Raw genomic sequence first — 16,079 nt, 5'->3', positions numbered from 1 at the left:
TGTCTCAGAGGGCCATCATTGGGCAGACCGAAACGTCTCGAGAGGCTAGAGGCTGGAGCTGGACATAAAAAACAGGCCCTGTTAACAGGACCTGAAGAATTAAATATTCCCTATATTTGAAGGATCTGTACTGACTCCTTGCTGGCCGGGCACCCAGTTCGCTGGCACACCTTTGCCCGTTTGCTTGGCATATTCGAAAGCCTGCAGAATCCTTACGTGCTCAGGAAGATTGCGGCCGACATTCCCGGGATAAGTAAGCTTTGCCCTGATAATTCCCCCAGGATCAATGAAAACCGATGTTCTGAAGCAGGCCCCTGTTGTTTCATCTAGAACCCGGTAAGCACGACTGATGACCTGTGTCCTGTCGCTTACCATTGGATACGTTACATTCTTTAAGGATGGAGAAGTTTCCTTAAAAACCTTGTGTGAGTAAACACTATCTGTGCTGATGGCCAGCAATTCAGCCCCCAGCGCCTGGATATAAGGGTAAACAGCGGCGACCGCCGCCAGTTCCGTCGGTCAGACAAAGGTGAAATCGCTTGGGTAGAAAAATAAAATGACCCACTTTCCCCGATAATCCTCGAGGTTAATCTTCTTTATGTCACCATTAATCAACGCATCTGCCGTAAAAAGCGGAGCTTGGTCATCACGGTTCGCACAAAAAACAGTCGGGCACTCAACCAAATCTTGAGCGTACAATTTTTCGTCCATTTAAGCATCCCTTTCATTAGTAAAATTTCTTCTTTACAATCATATGCAGATGATTTTTTATATTTCAGGTTACATCAGGAAAAACTACATTGGATAAGAAAAGCGCAAGCGCCTTGGTCAGCCCCGACAAGCGCTGGAGGGCCTGTCAGTGAAGTCGTTCTTTGACTTCATTGACAGGATCGAAGCGTCTCGAGGGGCTAGGCGGTGGAGCTGGACACAAATCTAAGTGTCAAAAACTTATACTTTATAAATTAAAGGAGGGTTCATGAATGAGCAGAGGCAAAGAGTTCAACCACAAGAAAAAGGGCCATCCCGGAGACCTGCCTGCAGGTGCACTGAGAGCAAAGCGACCTGAGACAGAAGCCCAGGAAGATGAGGAATTCCTCGTCGTCCAGGAAGCGTTCAAAAACCGTGTAGAGGAAGACGAAGTGTAATGATTCCAGGACTCGGCTAATAATAGCCGAGTTCTTTTTTGATTGAAACTTTTTCCAACAGAAATCGTATATGTTGTTATACACAATTTTTCACTAGCCATTAACTATTTTGGGAGGAATATGTACATGATCGTAACAACCACTTCAACATTGCAAGGAAGAGAAGTCGAGAACTATCTGGGAATTGTATCCGGTGAAGCAATCATGGGTGCCAATGTGGTGCGAGACTTTCTCGCAAGTGTCACCGATGTGATAGGTGGCAGAAGTTCAGCATATGAAAACAAACTTGCCGAAGGCCGTGAAATTGCGATCCGCGAAATGGAAGATAAAGCACGCCGCATGGGCGCAAATGCCATAATCGGCGTCGACCTCGATTTTGAAACATTGCGAGAAGGCATGATGATGTGCATCGCGACAGGAACCGCTGTTAAAATTAAAGAATAATGATGAAAGGACCAGGCATGCTGCCTGGTCCTTTTGTGTGAGATTAAATTTTCTCTTTTTTAAAATGGGCGATCACCAGTCCGTCACCGACTACTGAATCATGCTGGCGCTCGAAACCAAGCTTCTCATAAAGCTTCACTGCAGGTGTGTTCGCAGCCCCGGTTGAGACGATCATTTGTGAACATCCATACTGTTCTAACTGGCTGAGCAACTTCCGCGCAATTCCTCTGCGAAAAAATTCAGGGTGAACCATCATACGATAGATATCGATTAATTCCCCATCTTTTTTAAAAGAGACCGCCCCAGCAAGCCTGCTTTCAATATAACAACCAATAAAGGTCTCACCACAATCTTGAAGCTCTTCGAATGATTCTTTTAACGGAGGAATTTCATCTGTGCCAATCAGGTCCGCTTCTATCCTGTATGATTTTCTCTGCAGTTCAAGAACTTCAGCACACTCCATAATCTCCTCAAGATCAATTTGCCGAAATTCTGGTAGCAATCCACTGTCTTTAATCTTATTAATAATCAGTTCTTGCCTTTCTGTTAACGAGGGCAGATTGTTTATTGGGAAAAAGCGGAGCTCCTTGCTTTCGCCATCCAGCATCTGCAATTCCCCTTCCCAATCAACACAGGCATACAAAGCGATCGCATTGTATATTTCATCGCCATTTGGATATCGGAAATAGTACTCTCTTCCAGCAACCACGTCTAAAAATTTCAGCCTTTGTAAACGAAGCCCTGTTTCCTCGAATAACTCCCTGCAAGCCGTTTCCTCAAAGCTTTCGCCAGGTTCCATTGCACCACCGGGAATCCCCCATCTGCCGGTATCATTCCTTAGCTGCAGCAGTACTTCATACTCTTTATTAAAAACAAGCACAGCGGAACCAACTAGAATGAATGGCCTGCTGCCAATCAGCTTACGAATTTCTTTAATATAATCACTCATGTGCTCCCCCATTACAAAAATTCTCTTTTTTCTATTATACTAAGTAAAGCATAAGCAAAACTGTTTTGTTTTGAAAGGAGTATTCATGAAATCATTAGTACTTGCAGAAAAACCGAGTGTTGCCCGCGAGCTTGCGCGTGTACTTGGCTGCAATAAAACTCATAAAAGCTATTTTGAAGGAAATCAATATATCGTCACCTGGGCACTCGGCCACTTGATTGAATTGAAAATGCCCGAGAATTATGATCCAAAATACAAGGTATGGAAACTTGAGGAGCTGCCGATCATCCCGGATAAAATGGGATTGAAGGTCATCAAGCAGACGAGCCATCAATTCAAGGCAATTGAGCACCTTGCTGAACGCAAAGATGTTGGCGAATTCATCATCGCGACTGACGCCGGTCGTGAAGGTGAACTTGTGGCCAGATGGATTCTCCAGCGCATCAATTGGAAAAAACCAATCAAGCGACTGTGGATTTCCTCCCAAACAGACCGCGCTATCAAGGATGGTTTTAAGAACCTCAAGCTTGGCAAGCAATTTGAAGACCTGTATGAATCCGCTGTCTGCCGTGCCGAGGCTGACTGGCTGATTGGATTGAATGTATCGAGGGCTTTGACAACAAAATTTAAGGATCCTTTATCTGCTGGCCGTGTTCAGACACCGACACTCGCGATGGTTCTCGAACGTGAAGATGAAATCAATAAGTTCGTGCCGAAGGAGTACTGGACAATCCAGGCGAAGGTCGGCTCATTGAATGCTGAATGGGAAAATAAAGGCGAAAAGCGGATTTTCTCAAAAGAAAAAGCAGAGCAGATACAAAAGAAGCTTTCCAACAAGAAAGCAGTGCTGAAATCGCTGGACCGAAAGCAAAAATCAGAACCACAGCCCCTGCCTTATGATCTTACAGAACTGCAGCGTGACGCCAATAAACGTTTCGGCTTCTCAGCAAAGAAAACATCCAATGTGCTGCAGGGATTGTACGAACAGCATAAGCTCGTTACCTATCCACGTACAGATTCACGCTATTTGACGACCGATATGGAAGCGACGATGGCGGACCGCCTTCAGGGGATTATGTCCGGCTACCGTGACGAAGCAAAACCTGCCCTTGCCCAAAAAGGAAAAGTCCAGGCGCGCCGCGTCTTTAATAACGAAAAGGTAACCGACCACCATGCGATTATCCCGACAGAGGAACGGCTTCACCTTGCCGATTTATCGCCTGATGAACGGAAGCTGTACGATTTGATCGTCCGCCGATTCCTTGCTTTATTTTACCCGGCTTATCAGTATGAAGTGATCCATGCTAACTTCGATGTCGAAGGAGAATCACTGTCAGCACGGGAAACGAATATTATTGAAATTGGCTTTAAAAAGGTTCTCGGAAAAGACGAGGACGATGCAGGCACGCAATCACTGGGACACCTTGAAAAAGGCAAAAGCTACCCAGTTGGCCAGGTCAGCATGAATAAAAAAATGACCGAGCCGCCGCTTCGCCTTTCTGAGTCAGATATTCTCGCTAAAATGGAGAAATTCGGCCTTGGCACTCCGGCAACACGAGCGGAAATCATTGAGCGGATCATATCGTCAGAGGTCGTGGAAAGACAAAATGGCCGCCTGTATTCAACGAAAAAAGGCAAGCAGCTCATTGACCTGGTAAACGATGAACTGACTTCCCCTGAGCTAACTGCAAAATGGGAAAAAGAACTAGAAGAAATCGCCCGCGGCAAAGGGGACCCGAAGGCCTTCAAGAAACGGATTCGCGAACAGACAGCCCGCCTTGTATCCGAAATCAAGACGAGCGACAAAACCTACCGCGCCCATAACCTGACAGGCTCTAAATGCCCTGAATGCGGTGAGTTCATGAAGGAACGCAAGACAAAGGAAGGACGCATTCTCGTCTGCTCAAGCCCTGAGTGCAGCTTCCGCAAGCATAAGGATCCAAAGCTTTCACAAAGACGCTGTCCTCAATGCCATAAGCGAATGGAAATCCACAACGGCAAAGCTGGTGCCTACTTCCAGTGCCGCCGCTGCAATGTCGTTGAAAAGGCAGAGGATAAAAAGAAAAAAGGTGTTACCAAGCGTGAGGAGCGCAAGTTGAAGGAAAAATACGCTCCGTCCCAGGAGAACTTCGGCACCAGTCTCGGAGACTTGTTGAAAGCTGCGATGGAGGATAAGGATTAAAAACTAGTTACACAGAAAGCGGCCATTGCGCCGCTTTTTTATTTTTGAGATTTTTACCACGTAAAAGTATAAGAAAAAATCTTCCGAAAGGATTTAACTTGTAAAAAATTCCTTTGGAGTAGTATGATATTCGTTGGTTATTATTTCGGAGTAATGAAGGAGCAACATCATGAGAATAAGGGATTGGGATCGTAACTTGAAGATTCGCTTGTTTGGCGAAGCTTTAATGAATATAACATTTTGGATGTTTTTCCCGTTTTTGACCATTTATTTTGCTGAAAGTTTCGGGAAGGGCAACGCTGGCTTCCTGCTCGTCTTATCCCAGGTCTTTTCGGTATTCGCCAATTTGATGGGCGGATATACCGCCGACCGGTTCGGGCGCAAACGGATGATGGTGATCTCAGCTTTTGGCCAGGGAATTGCTTTCCTTGTTTTTGCCTATGCGGTTTCACCATGGTTCACTTCGCCGATGCTCGGATTCATCTGCTTTACGCTCGTCGGGATGTTCGGCTCCATTTACTGGCCGGCCAGCCAGGCGATGGTTGCGGACGTGGTCCCGGAAAAAGACCGCAGCAGTGTATTCGCGATTTTTTATACGCAGATCAATATTGCCGTTGTTGTCGGCCCGATTCTCGGAGCGATTTTTTATGTAAAATATCGGTTTGAATTGATGATAGCAGTTGCGATTATCTCCATCCTGCTAGCGCTTGTCCTCGCAAAATGGACGCGTGAAACGGTACCTGCTTCAGCCAGGCAGGCACGGGCAGAGAATGGAAAATGGTATAGCTTCCTTAAGGATCAAATTGCCGATTACAAGGTCATTGTCCAGGATAAAATTTTCCTCATGTTCATCATAGCAGGGATTTTAGCGGCTCAGACGTTCATGCAGCTTGATCTATTATTCCCTGTTTATACAAAGGATTCGGTGCATAATCAAACCGTGCTCGAACTCGGCAGCAAGGTATTCACCGTTAATGGCGAGCAGGCTTTTGGCTTGATTCTTTCTGAAAATGGCTTGCTGGTAGCCCTCTTTACTGTAGTTGTAACGAGATGGGTGACCCGTTTCCGCGAACGGAATGTGTTTGTATTGTCCTCGTTAATTTACGCAGTGTCGATATTGATGTTCGGCGCGACAAATTGGATTTGGGGCCTGATTGCAGCGATGGCGGTATTCACATTGGCTGAACTGATGACTGCAGGTCTCCAGCAAACCTTCATTTCCAACCTCGCACCTGAACAAATGCGCGGCCAGTACTTTGCGGCAGCTTCATTACGATATACGATAGGCAGGACGATTGCACCAATCAGCATTCCGCTGACTGTCTGGATCGGGTACGGCTGGACGTTCACCATCCTCAGCATCCTCGCTGTTTTAAGCGCGGTGCTGTTCTGGTTGATGTTCCGGATGTATGAGAATAGGAAGGCAACGGAGGTTTAAGCGGGGAATTTAAAGAGTTGGTCGATATATTTCAAAATCCGCTGATATATTGCAATAAGTGGTCGATATATTTAGTTTTTCACCAATATATTAATTAGAAGTACGCTGATTGGATGATAAAAACCATTAAAAAATCCAAACACACAAAAAATCCATGCAGAAACCGACTCTGCATGGATTTTTCTTTATTATTTTATCTTTGCATCGCTATACTTGAATGTCATGAACACAAATAGCAGGAAGCTTAGCAGCAAAGTGGATCCGCCGACGATATAGAATACCATTGTGAATGTTTCTGGCAGCGGGAATGGTTTCACGTTATAAAGCCACATGCCTAAGGTCAAGCCGAAGCTTCCTAGGATCGCTGTCCAAACATGGAATGATGCTAGTTTTGAAGTTTTGGGCACCGCGTAGGAACGGTAGTAACTGGAGAATGCAAACAGACTAAGCCAGCCTACAACCAAAATATGCGCATGGACCGGGCGGATTGCATAGTCCCCGGCACCTGCCATATGCGAGCCCATGAACGCGCCAACGAAAGCGTAAATCGCGGAAAGCCGCAACAAGACAACATCGAATTTCATGTAAAAAAATCCTCCTATACCCCTTTTGTATACCGCTCTATTTTACCCTAGGCTTCTATTATGATGCCAGTCTGATAGGCTAGCAATTTTAGACAGAAAGGCAGCCTTTCCAATGTCTAGTTAAGTCGAATGTCTTAAGTTTCTTTTTTCCTATAAAATCGTTACAATATAAAAGAAGATTCAGAAAAGGGGCGAAATAGATGAGTGATTTCAAAACGAATTTAGAAAAATATGCAGACCTTGCTGTCAGGGTTGGCGTTAACATCCAGAAGGACCAGACGCTTGTCATCAATACAATGCTTGATTCCGCTGAGTTTGTCCGTGTTGTTGTGAAAAAGGCATATGAAGCCGGCGCTAAAAACGTCGTTGTGAACTGGAATGATGACACTGTTAACAGAACAAAATATGACCTTGCACCTGATGAGGCTTTCAACGTGTATCCTGAATGGCGCGCACGCGAGGTTGAAGACCTTGCTGAAAACGGAGCGGCATTCATGTCAATCGTTTCTTCAAGTCCTGACCTGTTAAAAGGTGTAAAGTCTGAGCGTATTGCAAACTTCCAGAAAGCTGCTGGAACAGCTCTTTCTAAATATCGCAAATACATACAATCAGATAAAGTAAGCTGGACTGTCATTGCCGTTCCTTCTGAAGGATGGGCGAAAATGGTGTTCCCTGAGGACACAGCTGAAACAGCTGTTCAGAAGCTTTGGGATGCAATCTTCAAGGCAGTCCGCGTGGATACTGAAGATCCGGTCGCAGCATGGAAAGATCATGACGCTTCCCTTCATGAAAAAGTTGATTACCTGAACAGCAAGCGTTACAAAAAGCTTCACTACAAAGCTCCAGGTACTGACCTGACAGTTGAGCTTCCTGAGAAGCATATCTGGGTTGGCGCTGGCAGCGTGAACGAGCAAGGCAACGAGTTCATGGCAAACATGCCGACTGAAGAAGTCTTCTCTGTACCGTTGAAAACTGGCGTGAACGGATATGTTTCAAGCACGAAGCCACTTAGCTACGGCGGAAACATCATCGACAACTTCAAGCTTACTTTTGAAAATGGAAAAATCGTCGGCGTCGAAGCTGAAGAAGGCGAAGAAATCCTTAAGCAGCTTGTGGCGACAGATGAAGGCTCACACTATCTTGGTGAAGTTGCCCTTGTACCATTCAATTCGCCAATTTCACAATCAAACGTGCTATTCTTCAACACATTATTTGATGAAAACGCGTCAAACCACTTCGCAATCGGCAGTGCTTATGCATTCTGCGTAGAAGGCGGCAAAACGATGTCTTCAGAAGAACTGGCTGAAAACGGGCTGAACGAAAGCATCACGCACGTCGACTTCATGATCGGTTCAGATAAAATGGACATCGACGGCATCACTGTTGATGGTAATGCTGAGCCAGTGTTCCGTAATGGAGACTGGGCGTTGTAAGATTGTATATCTGTTAATGAAAACAGCCGGACATTTTGTTCGGCTGTTTTTGAACTTCCCATCAGTTCGCTATTCCTTCTGCCATTTAGGGCAATGCAACGGCTTTCCTTTTACCCTTTATCGTTGCTTCTGTCACTTTTGGCAATGGATACGATCCATATTTTTGAATAAGGATTTTCTGCACCGTTCACGAAGGATTTATTAAAGGGCGCATTCCTTGTTTTTCACCTTATGTACCCCAGAACACTGTGCTATAATGAAGTTACCAAGAAATTATTACATAAAACATTAGATATATTGTTAACCTATTCGTTTATCTGGGGGCGACGTCTTGATCCAATTACAAATTATTGTGACTGGTGAGGTTCAGGGTGTGGGGTATCGGTATTATACTCAAATGAAGGCGATTCAGTTTGGAATTACAGGCTGGGTGAAGAACCTTCAGGAGGGCGGCGTTGAAATTCTGGCTTCAGGTTCCAGGGCTGACCTTGAAAAGTTCACTGATGAAGTCCGGAGGGGCAACCCTTTCTCCACTGTTGATCACATTGAAGTGAACGAAACAGAGAAAACCGAAACCTATAAGTCATTTGCAATAAAATATTAAACAGGCAGAGGAAAATTCCTCTGCCTTTGTTGTGTAAAAATTAAAAATCTATGATCGATCCATCAGGCTCTTTCAAAATGGCCTCCCTCATCTGCTTGAGCTGTTCTTCTTCGCTTGGCTTCAACCCGAGAAGTGACAAAAGTCCGAGTGAATCAAGCAGCCCCTCTGTCCATTCTTCAAGCTGTTGTGTCAATGTCGCGTCTGCCGGGCACAATTCATCAATCATTTTGTTTTCAGCCAGCGCTTTGTCGATCATTTCGAGCGCCAACTCCTTTGTGATCTCGCCATTTACCGCCTCCAGCTTTTCGCACGTTGTTTTAGCTTTTTCATCCACTGTTGCCTTCACAGGCTCGACCACTGGCTCTGTCACTTTTTTCGCCGTATCTGTCGTTTGCTCGACGACACCCTTCACAGGCTCAGTTACTTTGCCGACATTCTCTTCCACAGGGGCCGTAACCTTATCGACCGTATCCTTCAGTGGATCTGTTACTTTGCCGATTGTATCATTAAGTGGGTCTGTCACCTTGCCTACCGTGTCTTTTAATGGGTTTGTCACATTTCCAATAGTATCTTCGATAGGATCGGTGACCTTCCCGATTGTTCCATCAAGCGGGTCGGTAACATCTTCAACCAAGTCATCGACTGGCTGGGTCACTTCCCCTACTGTATCCTCCGATAGTTCTGCTTCCTCAGGAGCGCCTTCGCATGTAAGCGGAAGCTGGCCGGAGGTAATTTTCTTGATTTCCTGTTTCATTTGTTCAATAGGCATCGATCCAAGGTCCTGTAAAATTTTCAGCGTACCTGGTTTCTGGACGCCGCCGTTGCCGTTTACCGTCTGCAGTTTAAGCTGATCGAGGCTGCTAATGGCTGCTTTCATTGAATGGGCGACCATCGTCACTCCTTCGAGTGCGGCATTCGGGATTACCTTTGCAGCATGGACACAAGCACCCTTGAATGAAATGGCACTGGCATCAACCTGCATTCCTTTTATAGTAACCGGACCGCGTGCTTTCATCGTAATGGATACAGTCCCTCCTGGAGTCGCGAACTGTTTGGTCAGCCTCATGCCATAAATCTGTGCGGAATCGTACGTAATCCTCAGCATCGGCTTGGCATATGAACCCGATGTCTCACCCGCCACAATCATTGCCTTCATATTTTCACCAACTACCCTGTCGGCCTGAATAATAAATCCCTCAGGATCGTTTCCCGCTGCATCCGCTTTTTCGATAAAAGGGAAAAAGGATAATGCAGCAAGCTGAATGCACATCATTGTTAAAAATAATCGATGTTTTACTAGCTTCATATTGTCTCCCCTTTACCCCGTTTTGGCAGGTTGCGCCGGCACATCGGAGCTTGGTGTTCCCGCTGATTCTTCCGCAGGCACCATGCGCCAGGCTGTAAGCAGTGCCCCGCCGATGATCCCAAATACCGTTCCGAACAGGAAGCCGCCCAGAGCGCCGATGACAGACAGGATCGAAAGGAAAATCACGATGATTCCCAATGCCTTAGAGGCACTTGGCAAAAAGAAGGACATCAGTCCCATCAGCGTGATCAGCCCGCCAAACAGCAAGCCGATGACGGCAACTGATCCTGGCAGAAAGGTGCTGAGATAAAGATTCAATGGCACCCATAAAATCATCAGTCCGCTTAAGACTGTCAAAATCGCTCCGAAAAAAGGCCTTGTATGCCTCCATTTTTTAAAAACCATTGCTGATCACCTCGATTATTTCTTATCGATTTTTTCCACAGTCAGTTTCATGCCGGCCATATTGATCGTTTCCTGGAATAAGTAATGTGTCTTCAACTTGGCATTTTCAAGAATGATGGTGCTTGATGTCTGCTGGAACTGCTTTGTCCAGTCGGTACTGTTGTTTTCTGCAAGCGCAAGGTTTTGGAACTTGGCATTCGCTTCGATTAACCCGGCATCATGCTGCAGCCCGGAAATCTGAACAGGCTTTGAAGCCTGGATTTTTACGCGGATCCATTCCCCGCCCACCTGAAAATCCTTGTATAATTGCAGATTGTCGATCGTCAGTTTTTCAATGATATTTGTTCCTTGTGGCGTAGCGTCTGAATTACTCGTTTCACCAAGTTTCGGATAGAACTTGTAGCCTTCTCCTTCAAGCTTATCGAACTCAACATAAAAGTCACCAACACCGGCAATCGGTACAGCGTAAGCCACACCTGACAATCCGAATGACACCAGCAAGATCCCCAGCGCAAGAAGACCTGCTGACAAGGCACCCCAAAAAACCTTTTTATTCGTCTTGCTTTCCATTATGACAGCTCCGTTCAAGGAAGCCACCTCCACTTAAGTATTTTAAAAATTCAAAATTAATTCTTGTTTATAACATATCCCCGAAAAATCAAGCCTACAACTCCGAAAAAAATCGTTAATAACTTGTTAACCCCGTTTAATGTCGGGGTATAAAGAACCGACGGACAAAAATCAGAATTTTTAAACGAATGGTATTTTACCAGAATTTGAGAGTGAGGTTGCTTGATGGAACATAAGATTGAGGACTTGGCCATTAGAGGTTTAGTACTTTTAAAAGAATGCGAGAAACCGTTTCTTAAAGAATGGTCCCATCTAAAGAATGACATGAAAGCCTGGCAAAACGAGCTTGTAGCTGAGTTTGAAAGCATGATTGTTTTTGGCTTCAGTAACCTTTCCCGCACCACCTTTAAATCTTCAAATGATTTCATCCATTTATTAGTGCTTAATTGGCAAAAGCGCCATCCCGAATTCGTCGATGATTTTGACGCTATTTTTCTGATCAGCGCAGTTGAAAATTTATTTCATAAGGTTTTAAAAAGAAAGAATGCAGGATTCCTGGATCATCAGGCGGTGCAGGTTTTTTTCACAAAGATCCTCGACAAGGTCCTGCACACTCAACAGCTGGAATCCCAGGATGACAAATGGCTGAAGATGATGTTGAGTCTGCGTGCTGTGCCAAGTAACTGGCTTGCCGTCATCCGTAATGAAAAACCGCAGTGCAAAGTGAGTAAAGTCGTCTGTGGCGATGACCTTGTAGTGAATGAACAGCTTGTCACCATGTGTGAGGGACTTCAAGCCGATCAAACATCAGACCTGGCGATGGCGCTTTCCAGATTATTGTCACCTGGTCAGGATCATCCACAAATCATCACAATTCCCTGCCTGACTGAAACACTGTTAATTTGTGTGAAGGAAAACGCGGACACCGTGACAGATGAGCAAAAAGAGACGCTTCGAAAAATGTATCTGAAACAGATGAAGCTGAATCACCTTGAAAGTGAGCTTGAATGGAAGGATGCCACCCTTCTGTTCCAGCAGCGGCTGATCCATTCTCAAAGTGCATCGGAAGCCGTTAAAATGATTACCCAGGGATTGGTCGATTATCTGCCGTTTTCACGCTGTGCCCTTTTCATCTACTCACCGGGCGAGCACAGCGGTGTCGGCGTCCATGCCCATAACGTCAATACAGGCTCTGTGCAGCACATCAAAGAAAGCATTGCCGAGTTTCCGCTGCTGACAAAATATCTAAAGCATTTCAGCCATTCGAAACCTATTTTTATCGAGGACGCAGCTGATATCCTGCCTGGTAAGTACGTCCACGATTACAGTCTGAAATCATTGGTTGTTCTGCCAATTTACGTGCCTGCGGAAAATAAACTAATTGGTCTCGCCCTGCTTGATCGTGGAGAAAACACATCATTTACCGTCAACAACCAAACCCTCACCGCTCTGATAAAGTTCGGACAATATGGCGGTGAATTGTTGAATCAGTATTATGAGGATGCAGTCCAGCTTTTCGGCGTCCAGCGCGCTGTCCTGACCATTCGTGAACGTGAGGTGCTAAAGCTGATTGCCGAAGGTGCTTCCATCAATGAAGCAGCCGGAGCCCTGCATCTCAGTTCCTACACTGTACGTGACTACATTTCAGCCATCATCCAGAAACTTGATGCGAAAAACCGGACCGATGCCGCCGTCAAAGCGCTGAAGATGAGGTTGATTCAGTAAAAACACTTAGGGCCTGTCCCCACTCAGGGGTTCAGGCCCTATTGCTTTTTGCTTCACAATCTCGCAGAATATAAGAGATATAAGTTTTAGGGGGTACAATTGAATGTGGAATGAATTCAAGAAATTCGCCTTTAAAGGCAATGTGCTGGATCTCGCTGTTGGGGTTATCATCGGGGCAGCGTTTGGAAAAATCGTTTCTTCCCTAGTCGATGACATCATCATGCCGATTATAGGGTTCGCTACTTTTGGCGCTGATTTTTCAAAACTTACATACAACGGGATAAAATACGGTGCATTCTTACAGTCTGTCATGGATTTTTTCCTGACAGCATTAGCTATATTTTTCTTCATCAGAATCATCAACCGATATCGTAAAAAAGAAGAAGCCAAACCAGCAGCTCCAAAACCAGATGCTAAAGAAGAACTATTAGTTGAGATTCGCGATCTTCTAAAGGAAAAAAAGCATATCTAAAATTTTCGGTGCTAAATGAAACCGGCGGTACCTGTCACCCGTATACATAATCAAATAAATTTATGAGGTGACCTGTTAATGTACGCTTACTCAGATAACTCGATGATGCCATCGGTAATGAGAACTTTCGCTTTTTCCCTGGCAATCGCCTTCATTGGCACAATGGCCGGAGTGTTCGTACCGCCAGCGCTATTCCTTCCACTCGTCATCATTGAGCTCGTGATGCTGATCGGGGTGTTCTTTTTACGAAAAAAGAAAGCAATCTCCTATGCATTTCTTTACGCATTTACGTTCATATCTGGAATGACGATGTATCCAGTCATCGCCCATTACATTGCGGTTTCTGGTGCCAATGTCGTGATTAATTCTCTCGGGGCCACTACAGTGGTTTTCACTGGTCTCGCGATTTACGCTACAAAGACAAAACGTGACCTGAGCTTCCTTGGCGGCATGCTGATGGCAGCCTTGCTGGCGCTGATTGCAGTCAGTATTTTCAACTGGTTCTGGCCGCTAAGCTCGACAGGAATGATGGCTTATTCTTTCATTGGAATTCTCGTTTTCAGCGGATATGTGTTGTTTGATTTTAATAGGATGAAGCATTATGGTGTGAGTCCTGAAGAAGTGCCTTTGATGGCTCTTAACCTATATCTCGATTTCATCAATCTTTTCCTATATATCCTACGCTTTTTCGGGATACTATCGAGCAATGATTAATAATGATTCAAAAGGCAGCCATAAGCGGCTGCCTTTTCTCTTCTACTAATATTTGGCTGTAATACCAACTTTTTATCAAGTTTATTAAGTTTTCTGTTATTTCATCCGGGTATATATATAGTGCAAGGCCAATACAAAACCTAGAAGGGACTGGTTAAAGTGCAAAACTTTACGGCGACTTCGGAATATGTCATTGGCTTAGCACATGGAGGAAGATTTGCGTTGCTATCTCAAGGCACGCTGGTCTTAAATCGATGGACTTAATATCGATTGACCACATTGCTTTTGAATAGCTTTAGTAGAGCACTCCTCTAAGTTCGTCCGCAGGATATGAGCAACGCCAATACTAGTAATGAAGGGGCTGGTTAAGTTGAAAGACTTTACGACAACTTCGGAATACGTCATTGGCTACGCAAGTGGAGGAAGATTCGCGCTGCTGTCTCAAGGCACGCTGGTCTTAAATCGATACATTTAATATCGATTTACCCCAGTAGCGCAAATTGAATAGCAACAGCTGAATACTCCTCCCATCGTCCGTATGTCGGACTCAAAAAAGGTGCAGGCCAAGCGGCCCGCACCTTTTTTGATTACCCTCTTTTCATCTTATATTGAATTTTCATTTTTGGATTAGTAAAAATCACTGAGCAGCTAAGCAGTAAACCTCAAGAGATTTTGCATTGTCTATTTCGAATGTGCTCCTCAAGGTTTACTAGTTTCCGGCACCGGGGTATTTAATATATATCTTTTACGAGGAGGTTTTTAACATGGAAAAAGACCATATGATTCATAAAGATGGCGAAGTCGATACTAGCAAGGTGGATGAGACGCTTGAACGGATGGATACGCAGCAGGCTGATGAGATTCTGGGTGATTTCAATGAGTTCAGGACTTATTTAAGCAAACGGATCAAACTTGGTAAAACTGCCGGTTTGAATGAAGAGCAGCTTGCGAAAACGGCTGAAAAGGTAGCCGATTATCTTGCTGATAACGTAACACCGCGTAACAAAGAGGAGCAGCTGCTGCAGGAACTTTGGAAAGTTGGCACTAAAGAAGAGCAGCATTCACTTGCACATATGCTTGTAAAATTGGCAGAATAAAAAATCGCCCACGGGCGATTTTTTATTTTTATCCAAAGAACCTATTCTTCTTTTTAACTCTCAAAATATCTCCCATCCAGCCTTTCTTTTTCAAGTAATAATAAATCCCCACGGTTGAAGCTAAAATTAAAACACCCGCAAATGCATAGCCAAACTTCCACTCGAGCTCAGGCATGACCTTGAAATTCATCCCCCACACTGCTCCCCATGCTGTAACGGGGGTAAAGAGTATCGTCATGACAGTCAAAGTTTTCATGATTTCATTTCCTCGATGGGTTGAGACCACTTCTTCGAGATTGACCATCGTATCGATTGCATGCTGATATTCATCAAGCAATGTCCGAATCCGCTCGACACGAGTGACAACCCTGGTGAATTCAGTTTTTTCATGCATCTCGCGGCCATAGGCTTCCTCTGCAACGAACCTTAATTCCACAATAGGAACAACTAAGTTTTTCCAAACCAACAATTCATGTCGGTTTTCATATATTTTTTCAAGAATTTCACGGTTGTTGTGCTCTTTCATTTCCCATAACAGATCATGAAGCCTTTCTTCATAACCATCAATCTTCTGTAGATAGCTTACAAGAATCTCTCCTAATATTATAAAAAATCCTTCTACCGCATTCTCTGCCTGATTCATTTGTTTGTGGATCGCTACTGGATTCGCTTTAAGAACAGAAAAGTCGAAATCAACCAATACAAAGAAGTCCCTGCTGATCCAAAAGTGAAAAATATTTTTCTCGCTCTTATCCTCAATATCCTGTTGGTAAATAAGGGAACCCCAAATATATTCCTTTCCCCTTGTTTGAGTGTCCAGCTCAAGCAGGTTAGTCTTTCTGTCATTTATATTTTCAAACCAATTTTCATATCCAGGACTATTTGGAACCAGCTCTCTTAACTCCTGCTGATCCCCATCCTCATAATCAAACCACATCCATTTATTATCATTAAATGTATGTTTCAATGGTCTCAGACCTTTCTTTTAATAATCAAGTAATACTCTTCCCT

Annotated in this window: 17 protein-coding genes and 1 pseudogene; 10 read left to right on the top strand and 8 right to left on the bottom strand. The window is 44.6% G+C overall.

Translation table 11 applies throughout. The annotated features are described in order from the left end of the window. Positions 1–99: 99 nt before the first annotated feature. Entirely contained in the window at positions 100–711 is a 612-nt protein-coding gene (locus CD004_RS02985; protein ID WP_233435007.1) for a peroxiredoxin, read from the bottom strand. A 269-nt stretch (positions 712–980) separates the two neighbouring features. Between CD004_RS02985 and CD004_RS23990 the strand changes: the two genes are divergently transcribed. After that, positions 981–1,145, top strand: coding sequence for a hypothetical protein (locus tag CD004_RS23990; RefSeq protein WP_170029934.1), 165 nt, complete (start codon positions 981–983; stop codon positions 1,143–1,145). 126 nt (positions 1,146–1,271) lie between these two features. Then, positions 1,272–1,589: a YbjQ family protein gene (locus tag CD004_RS02975; protein WP_102261413.1), complete on the top strand. Its 318-nt coding sequence runs from the start codon at positions 1,272–1,274 to the stop codon at positions 1,587–1,589. A gap of 43 nt (positions 1,590–1,632) precedes the next feature. Here CD004_RS02975 and CD004_RS24215 read toward each other — a convergent pair whose 3' ends face one another. Together CD004_RS24215 and CD004_RS24210 are read right to left on the bottom strand one after the other, a co-directional pair. Further along, positions 1,633–2,052, bottom strand: coding sequence for a GNAT family N-acetyltransferase (locus tag CD004_RS24215; RefSeq protein WP_170030017.1), 420 nt, complete (start codon positions 2,050–2,052; stop codon positions 1,633–1,635). Positions 2,053–2,106: 54 nt separating this feature from the next. After that, positions 2,107–2,538, bottom strand: a pseudogene (locus CD004_RS24210) (NUDIX hydrolase); the annotation flags it as partial. Between the two features lie 85 nt (positions 2,539–2,623). On the opposite strand from CD004_RS24210, the gene CD004_RS02965 reads away from it, so the two are divergent. After that, positions 2,624–4,720, top strand: a complete 2,097-nt coding sequence (locus CD004_RS02965; protein ID WP_102261412.1) for a DNA topoisomerase III — start codon at positions 2,624–2,626, stop codon at positions 4,718–4,720. A gap of 169 nt (positions 4,721–4,889) precedes the next feature. After that, a complete protein-coding gene (locus tag CD004_RS02960) occupies positions 4,890–6,158 on the top strand; it encodes an MDR family MFS transporter (protein WP_102261411.1) in 1,269 nt (422 codons plus the stop codon). Positions 6,159–6,346: 188 nt separating this feature from the next. Here the strand turns inward: CD004_RS02960 and CD004_RS02955 are convergent, their stop codons facing one another. Then, positions 6,347–6,742, bottom strand: a complete 396-nt coding sequence (locus CD004_RS02955; protein ID WP_102261410.1) for a hypothetical protein — start codon at positions 6,740–6,742, stop codon at positions 6,347–6,349. A 200-nt stretch (positions 6,743–6,942) separates the two neighbouring features. Here CD004_RS02955 and CD004_RS02950 point away from each other — a divergent pair, with 200 nt between their 5' ends. Beyond that, entirely contained in the window at positions 6,943–8,175 is a 1,233-nt protein-coding gene (locus CD004_RS02950) for an aminopeptidase (RefSeq protein WP_102261409.1), read from the top strand. A gap of 331 nt (positions 8,176–8,506) precedes the next feature. Further along, positions 8,507–8,779 carry an acylphosphatase gene (locus CD004_RS02945; RefSeq protein WP_041964456.1) on the top strand — a complete coding sequence of 91 codons (273 nt, stop codon included), beginning with the start codon at positions 8,507–8,509 and terminating at the stop codon, positions 8,777–8,779. A 40-nt stretch (positions 8,780–8,819) separates the two neighbouring features. Here the strand turns inward: CD004_RS02945 and CD004_RS02940 are convergent, their stop codons facing one another. Genes CD004_RS02940 through CD004_RS02930 form a run of 3 tightly spaced genes read right to left on the bottom strand, consistent with a single transcriptional unit; the run spans position 8,820 to position 11,078 of the window. After that, entirely contained in the window at positions 8,820–10,085 is a 1,266-nt protein-coding gene (locus CD004_RS02940) for a hypothetical protein (RefSeq protein ID WP_102261408.1), read from the bottom strand. 12 nt (positions 10,086–10,097) lie between these two features. Then, positions 10,098–10,490: a DUF6114 domain-containing protein gene (locus CD004_RS02935; RefSeq protein ID WP_102261407.1), complete on the bottom strand. Its 393-nt coding sequence runs from the start codon at positions 10,488–10,490 to the stop codon at positions 10,098–10,100. A gap of 15 nt (positions 10,491–10,505) precedes the next feature. Beyond that, entirely contained in the window at positions 10,506–11,078 is a 573-nt protein-coding gene (locus CD004_RS02930) for a DUF6230 family protein (protein WP_102261406.1), read from the bottom strand. Between the two features lie 207 nt (positions 11,079–11,285). Between CD004_RS02930 and CD004_RS02925 the strand changes: the two genes are divergently transcribed. The 4 genes from CD004_RS02925 to CD004_RS02910 all read left to right on the top strand — a co-directional run bounded on the left by CD004_RS02925 (position 11,286) and on the right by CD004_RS02910 (position 15,068). Further along, the gene (locus tag CD004_RS02925; protein WP_102261405.1) at positions 11,286–12,785 is read left to right on the top strand and encodes a LuxR C-terminal-related transcriptional regulator; all 1,500 of its coding nucleotides are present in this window, start codon (positions 11,286–11,288) and stop codon (positions 12,783–12,785) included. Between the two features lie 103 nt (positions 12,786–12,888). Then, positions 12,889–13,257: a large-conductance mechanosensitive channel protein MscL gene (gene mscL / locus CD004_RS02920; RefSeq protein WP_102261404.1), complete on the top strand. Its 369-nt coding sequence runs from the start codon at positions 12,889–12,891 to the stop codon at positions 13,255–13,257. A gap of 78 nt (positions 13,258–13,335) precedes the next feature. Then, positions 13,336–13,971 (top strand): Bax inhibitor-1/YccA family protein, encoded by a 636-nt coding sequence (locus tag CD004_RS02915; protein ID WP_102261403.1) that lies wholly within the window; start codon positions 13,336–13,338, stop codon positions 13,969–13,971. A gap of 764 nt (positions 13,972–14,735) precedes the next feature. Beyond that, complete coding sequence (locus CD004_RS02910; RefSeq protein WP_102261402.1) at positions 14,736–15,068, top strand: DUF3243 domain-containing protein; 333 nt, start codon at positions 14,736–14,738, stop codon at positions 15,066–15,068. 28 nt (positions 15,069–15,096) lie between these two features. Here CD004_RS02910 and CD004_RS02905 read toward each other — a convergent pair whose 3' ends face one another. Continuing rightward, the gene (locus CD004_RS02905; protein WP_158651473.1) at positions 15,097–16,035 is read right to left on the bottom strand and encodes a magnesium transporter CorA family protein; all 939 of its coding nucleotides are present in this window, start codon (positions 16,033–16,035) and stop codon (positions 15,097–15,099) included. Positions 16,036–16,079 lie beyond the last annotated feature (44 nt).

Origin of the sequence: Mesobacillus jeotgali, from assembly GCF_002874535.1 — a bacterium.
Classification (GTDB): domain Bacteria; phylum Bacillota; class Bacilli; order Bacillales; family Cytobacillaceae; genus Mesobacillus; species Mesobacillus jeotgali.
This window is presented reverse-complemented; position numbering and strand designations above follow the sequence as displayed.

Bases quoted from the DNA above. Each gene is read 5' to 3' on its own strand.
- CD004_RS23990 (WP_170029934.1), top strand. From the start codon at position 981: ATGAGCAGAGGCAAAGAGTTCAACCACAAGAAAAAGGGCCATCCCGGA.
- CD004_RS02960 (WP_102261411.1), top strand. From the start codon at position 4,890: ATGAGAATAAGGGATTGGGATCGTAACTTGAAGATTCGCTTGTTTGGC.
- CD004_RS24215 (WP_170030017.1), bottom strand. From the start codon at position 2,052: ATGGAGTGTGCTGAAGTTCTTGAACTGCAGAGAAAATCATACAGGATA.
- CD004_RS02910 (WP_102261402.1), top strand. From the start codon at position 14,736: ATGGAAAAAGACCATATGATTCATAAAGATGGCGAAGTCGATACTAGC.
- CD004_RS02955 (WP_102261410.1), bottom strand. From the start codon at position 6,742: ATGAAATTCGATGTTGTCTTGTTGCGGCTTTCCGCGATTTACGCTTTC.
- CD004_RS02940 (WP_102261408.1), bottom strand. From the start codon at position 10,085: ATGAAGCTAGTAAAACATCGATTATTTTTAACAATGATGTGCATTCAG.
- CD004_RS02925 (WP_102261405.1), top strand. From the start codon at position 11,286: ATGGAACATAAGATTGAGGACTTGGCCATTAGAGGTTTAGTACTTTTA.
- CD004_RS02975 (WP_102261413.1), top strand. From the start codon at position 1,272: ATGATCGTAACAACCACTTCAACATTGCAAGGAAGAGAAGTCGAGAAC.
- CD004_RS02915 (WP_102261403.1), top strand. From the start codon at position 13,336: ATGTACGCTTACTCAGATAACTCGATGATGCCATCGGTAATGAGAACT.
- CD004_RS02965 (WP_102261412.1), top strand. From the start codon at position 2,624: ATGAAATCATTAGTACTTGCAGAAAAACCGAGTGTTGCCCGCGAGCTT.
- CD004_RS02935 (WP_102261407.1), bottom strand. From the start codon at position 10,490: ATGGTTTTTAAAAAATGGAGGCATACAAGGCCTTTTTTCGGAGCGATT.
- mscL (WP_102261404.1), top strand. From the start codon at position 12,889: ATGTGGAATGAATTCAAGAAATTCGCCTTTAAAGGCAATGTGCTGGAT.
- CD004_RS02950 (WP_102261409.1), top strand. From the start codon at position 6,943: ATGAGTGATTTCAAAACGAATTTAGAAAAATATGCAGACCTTGCTGTC.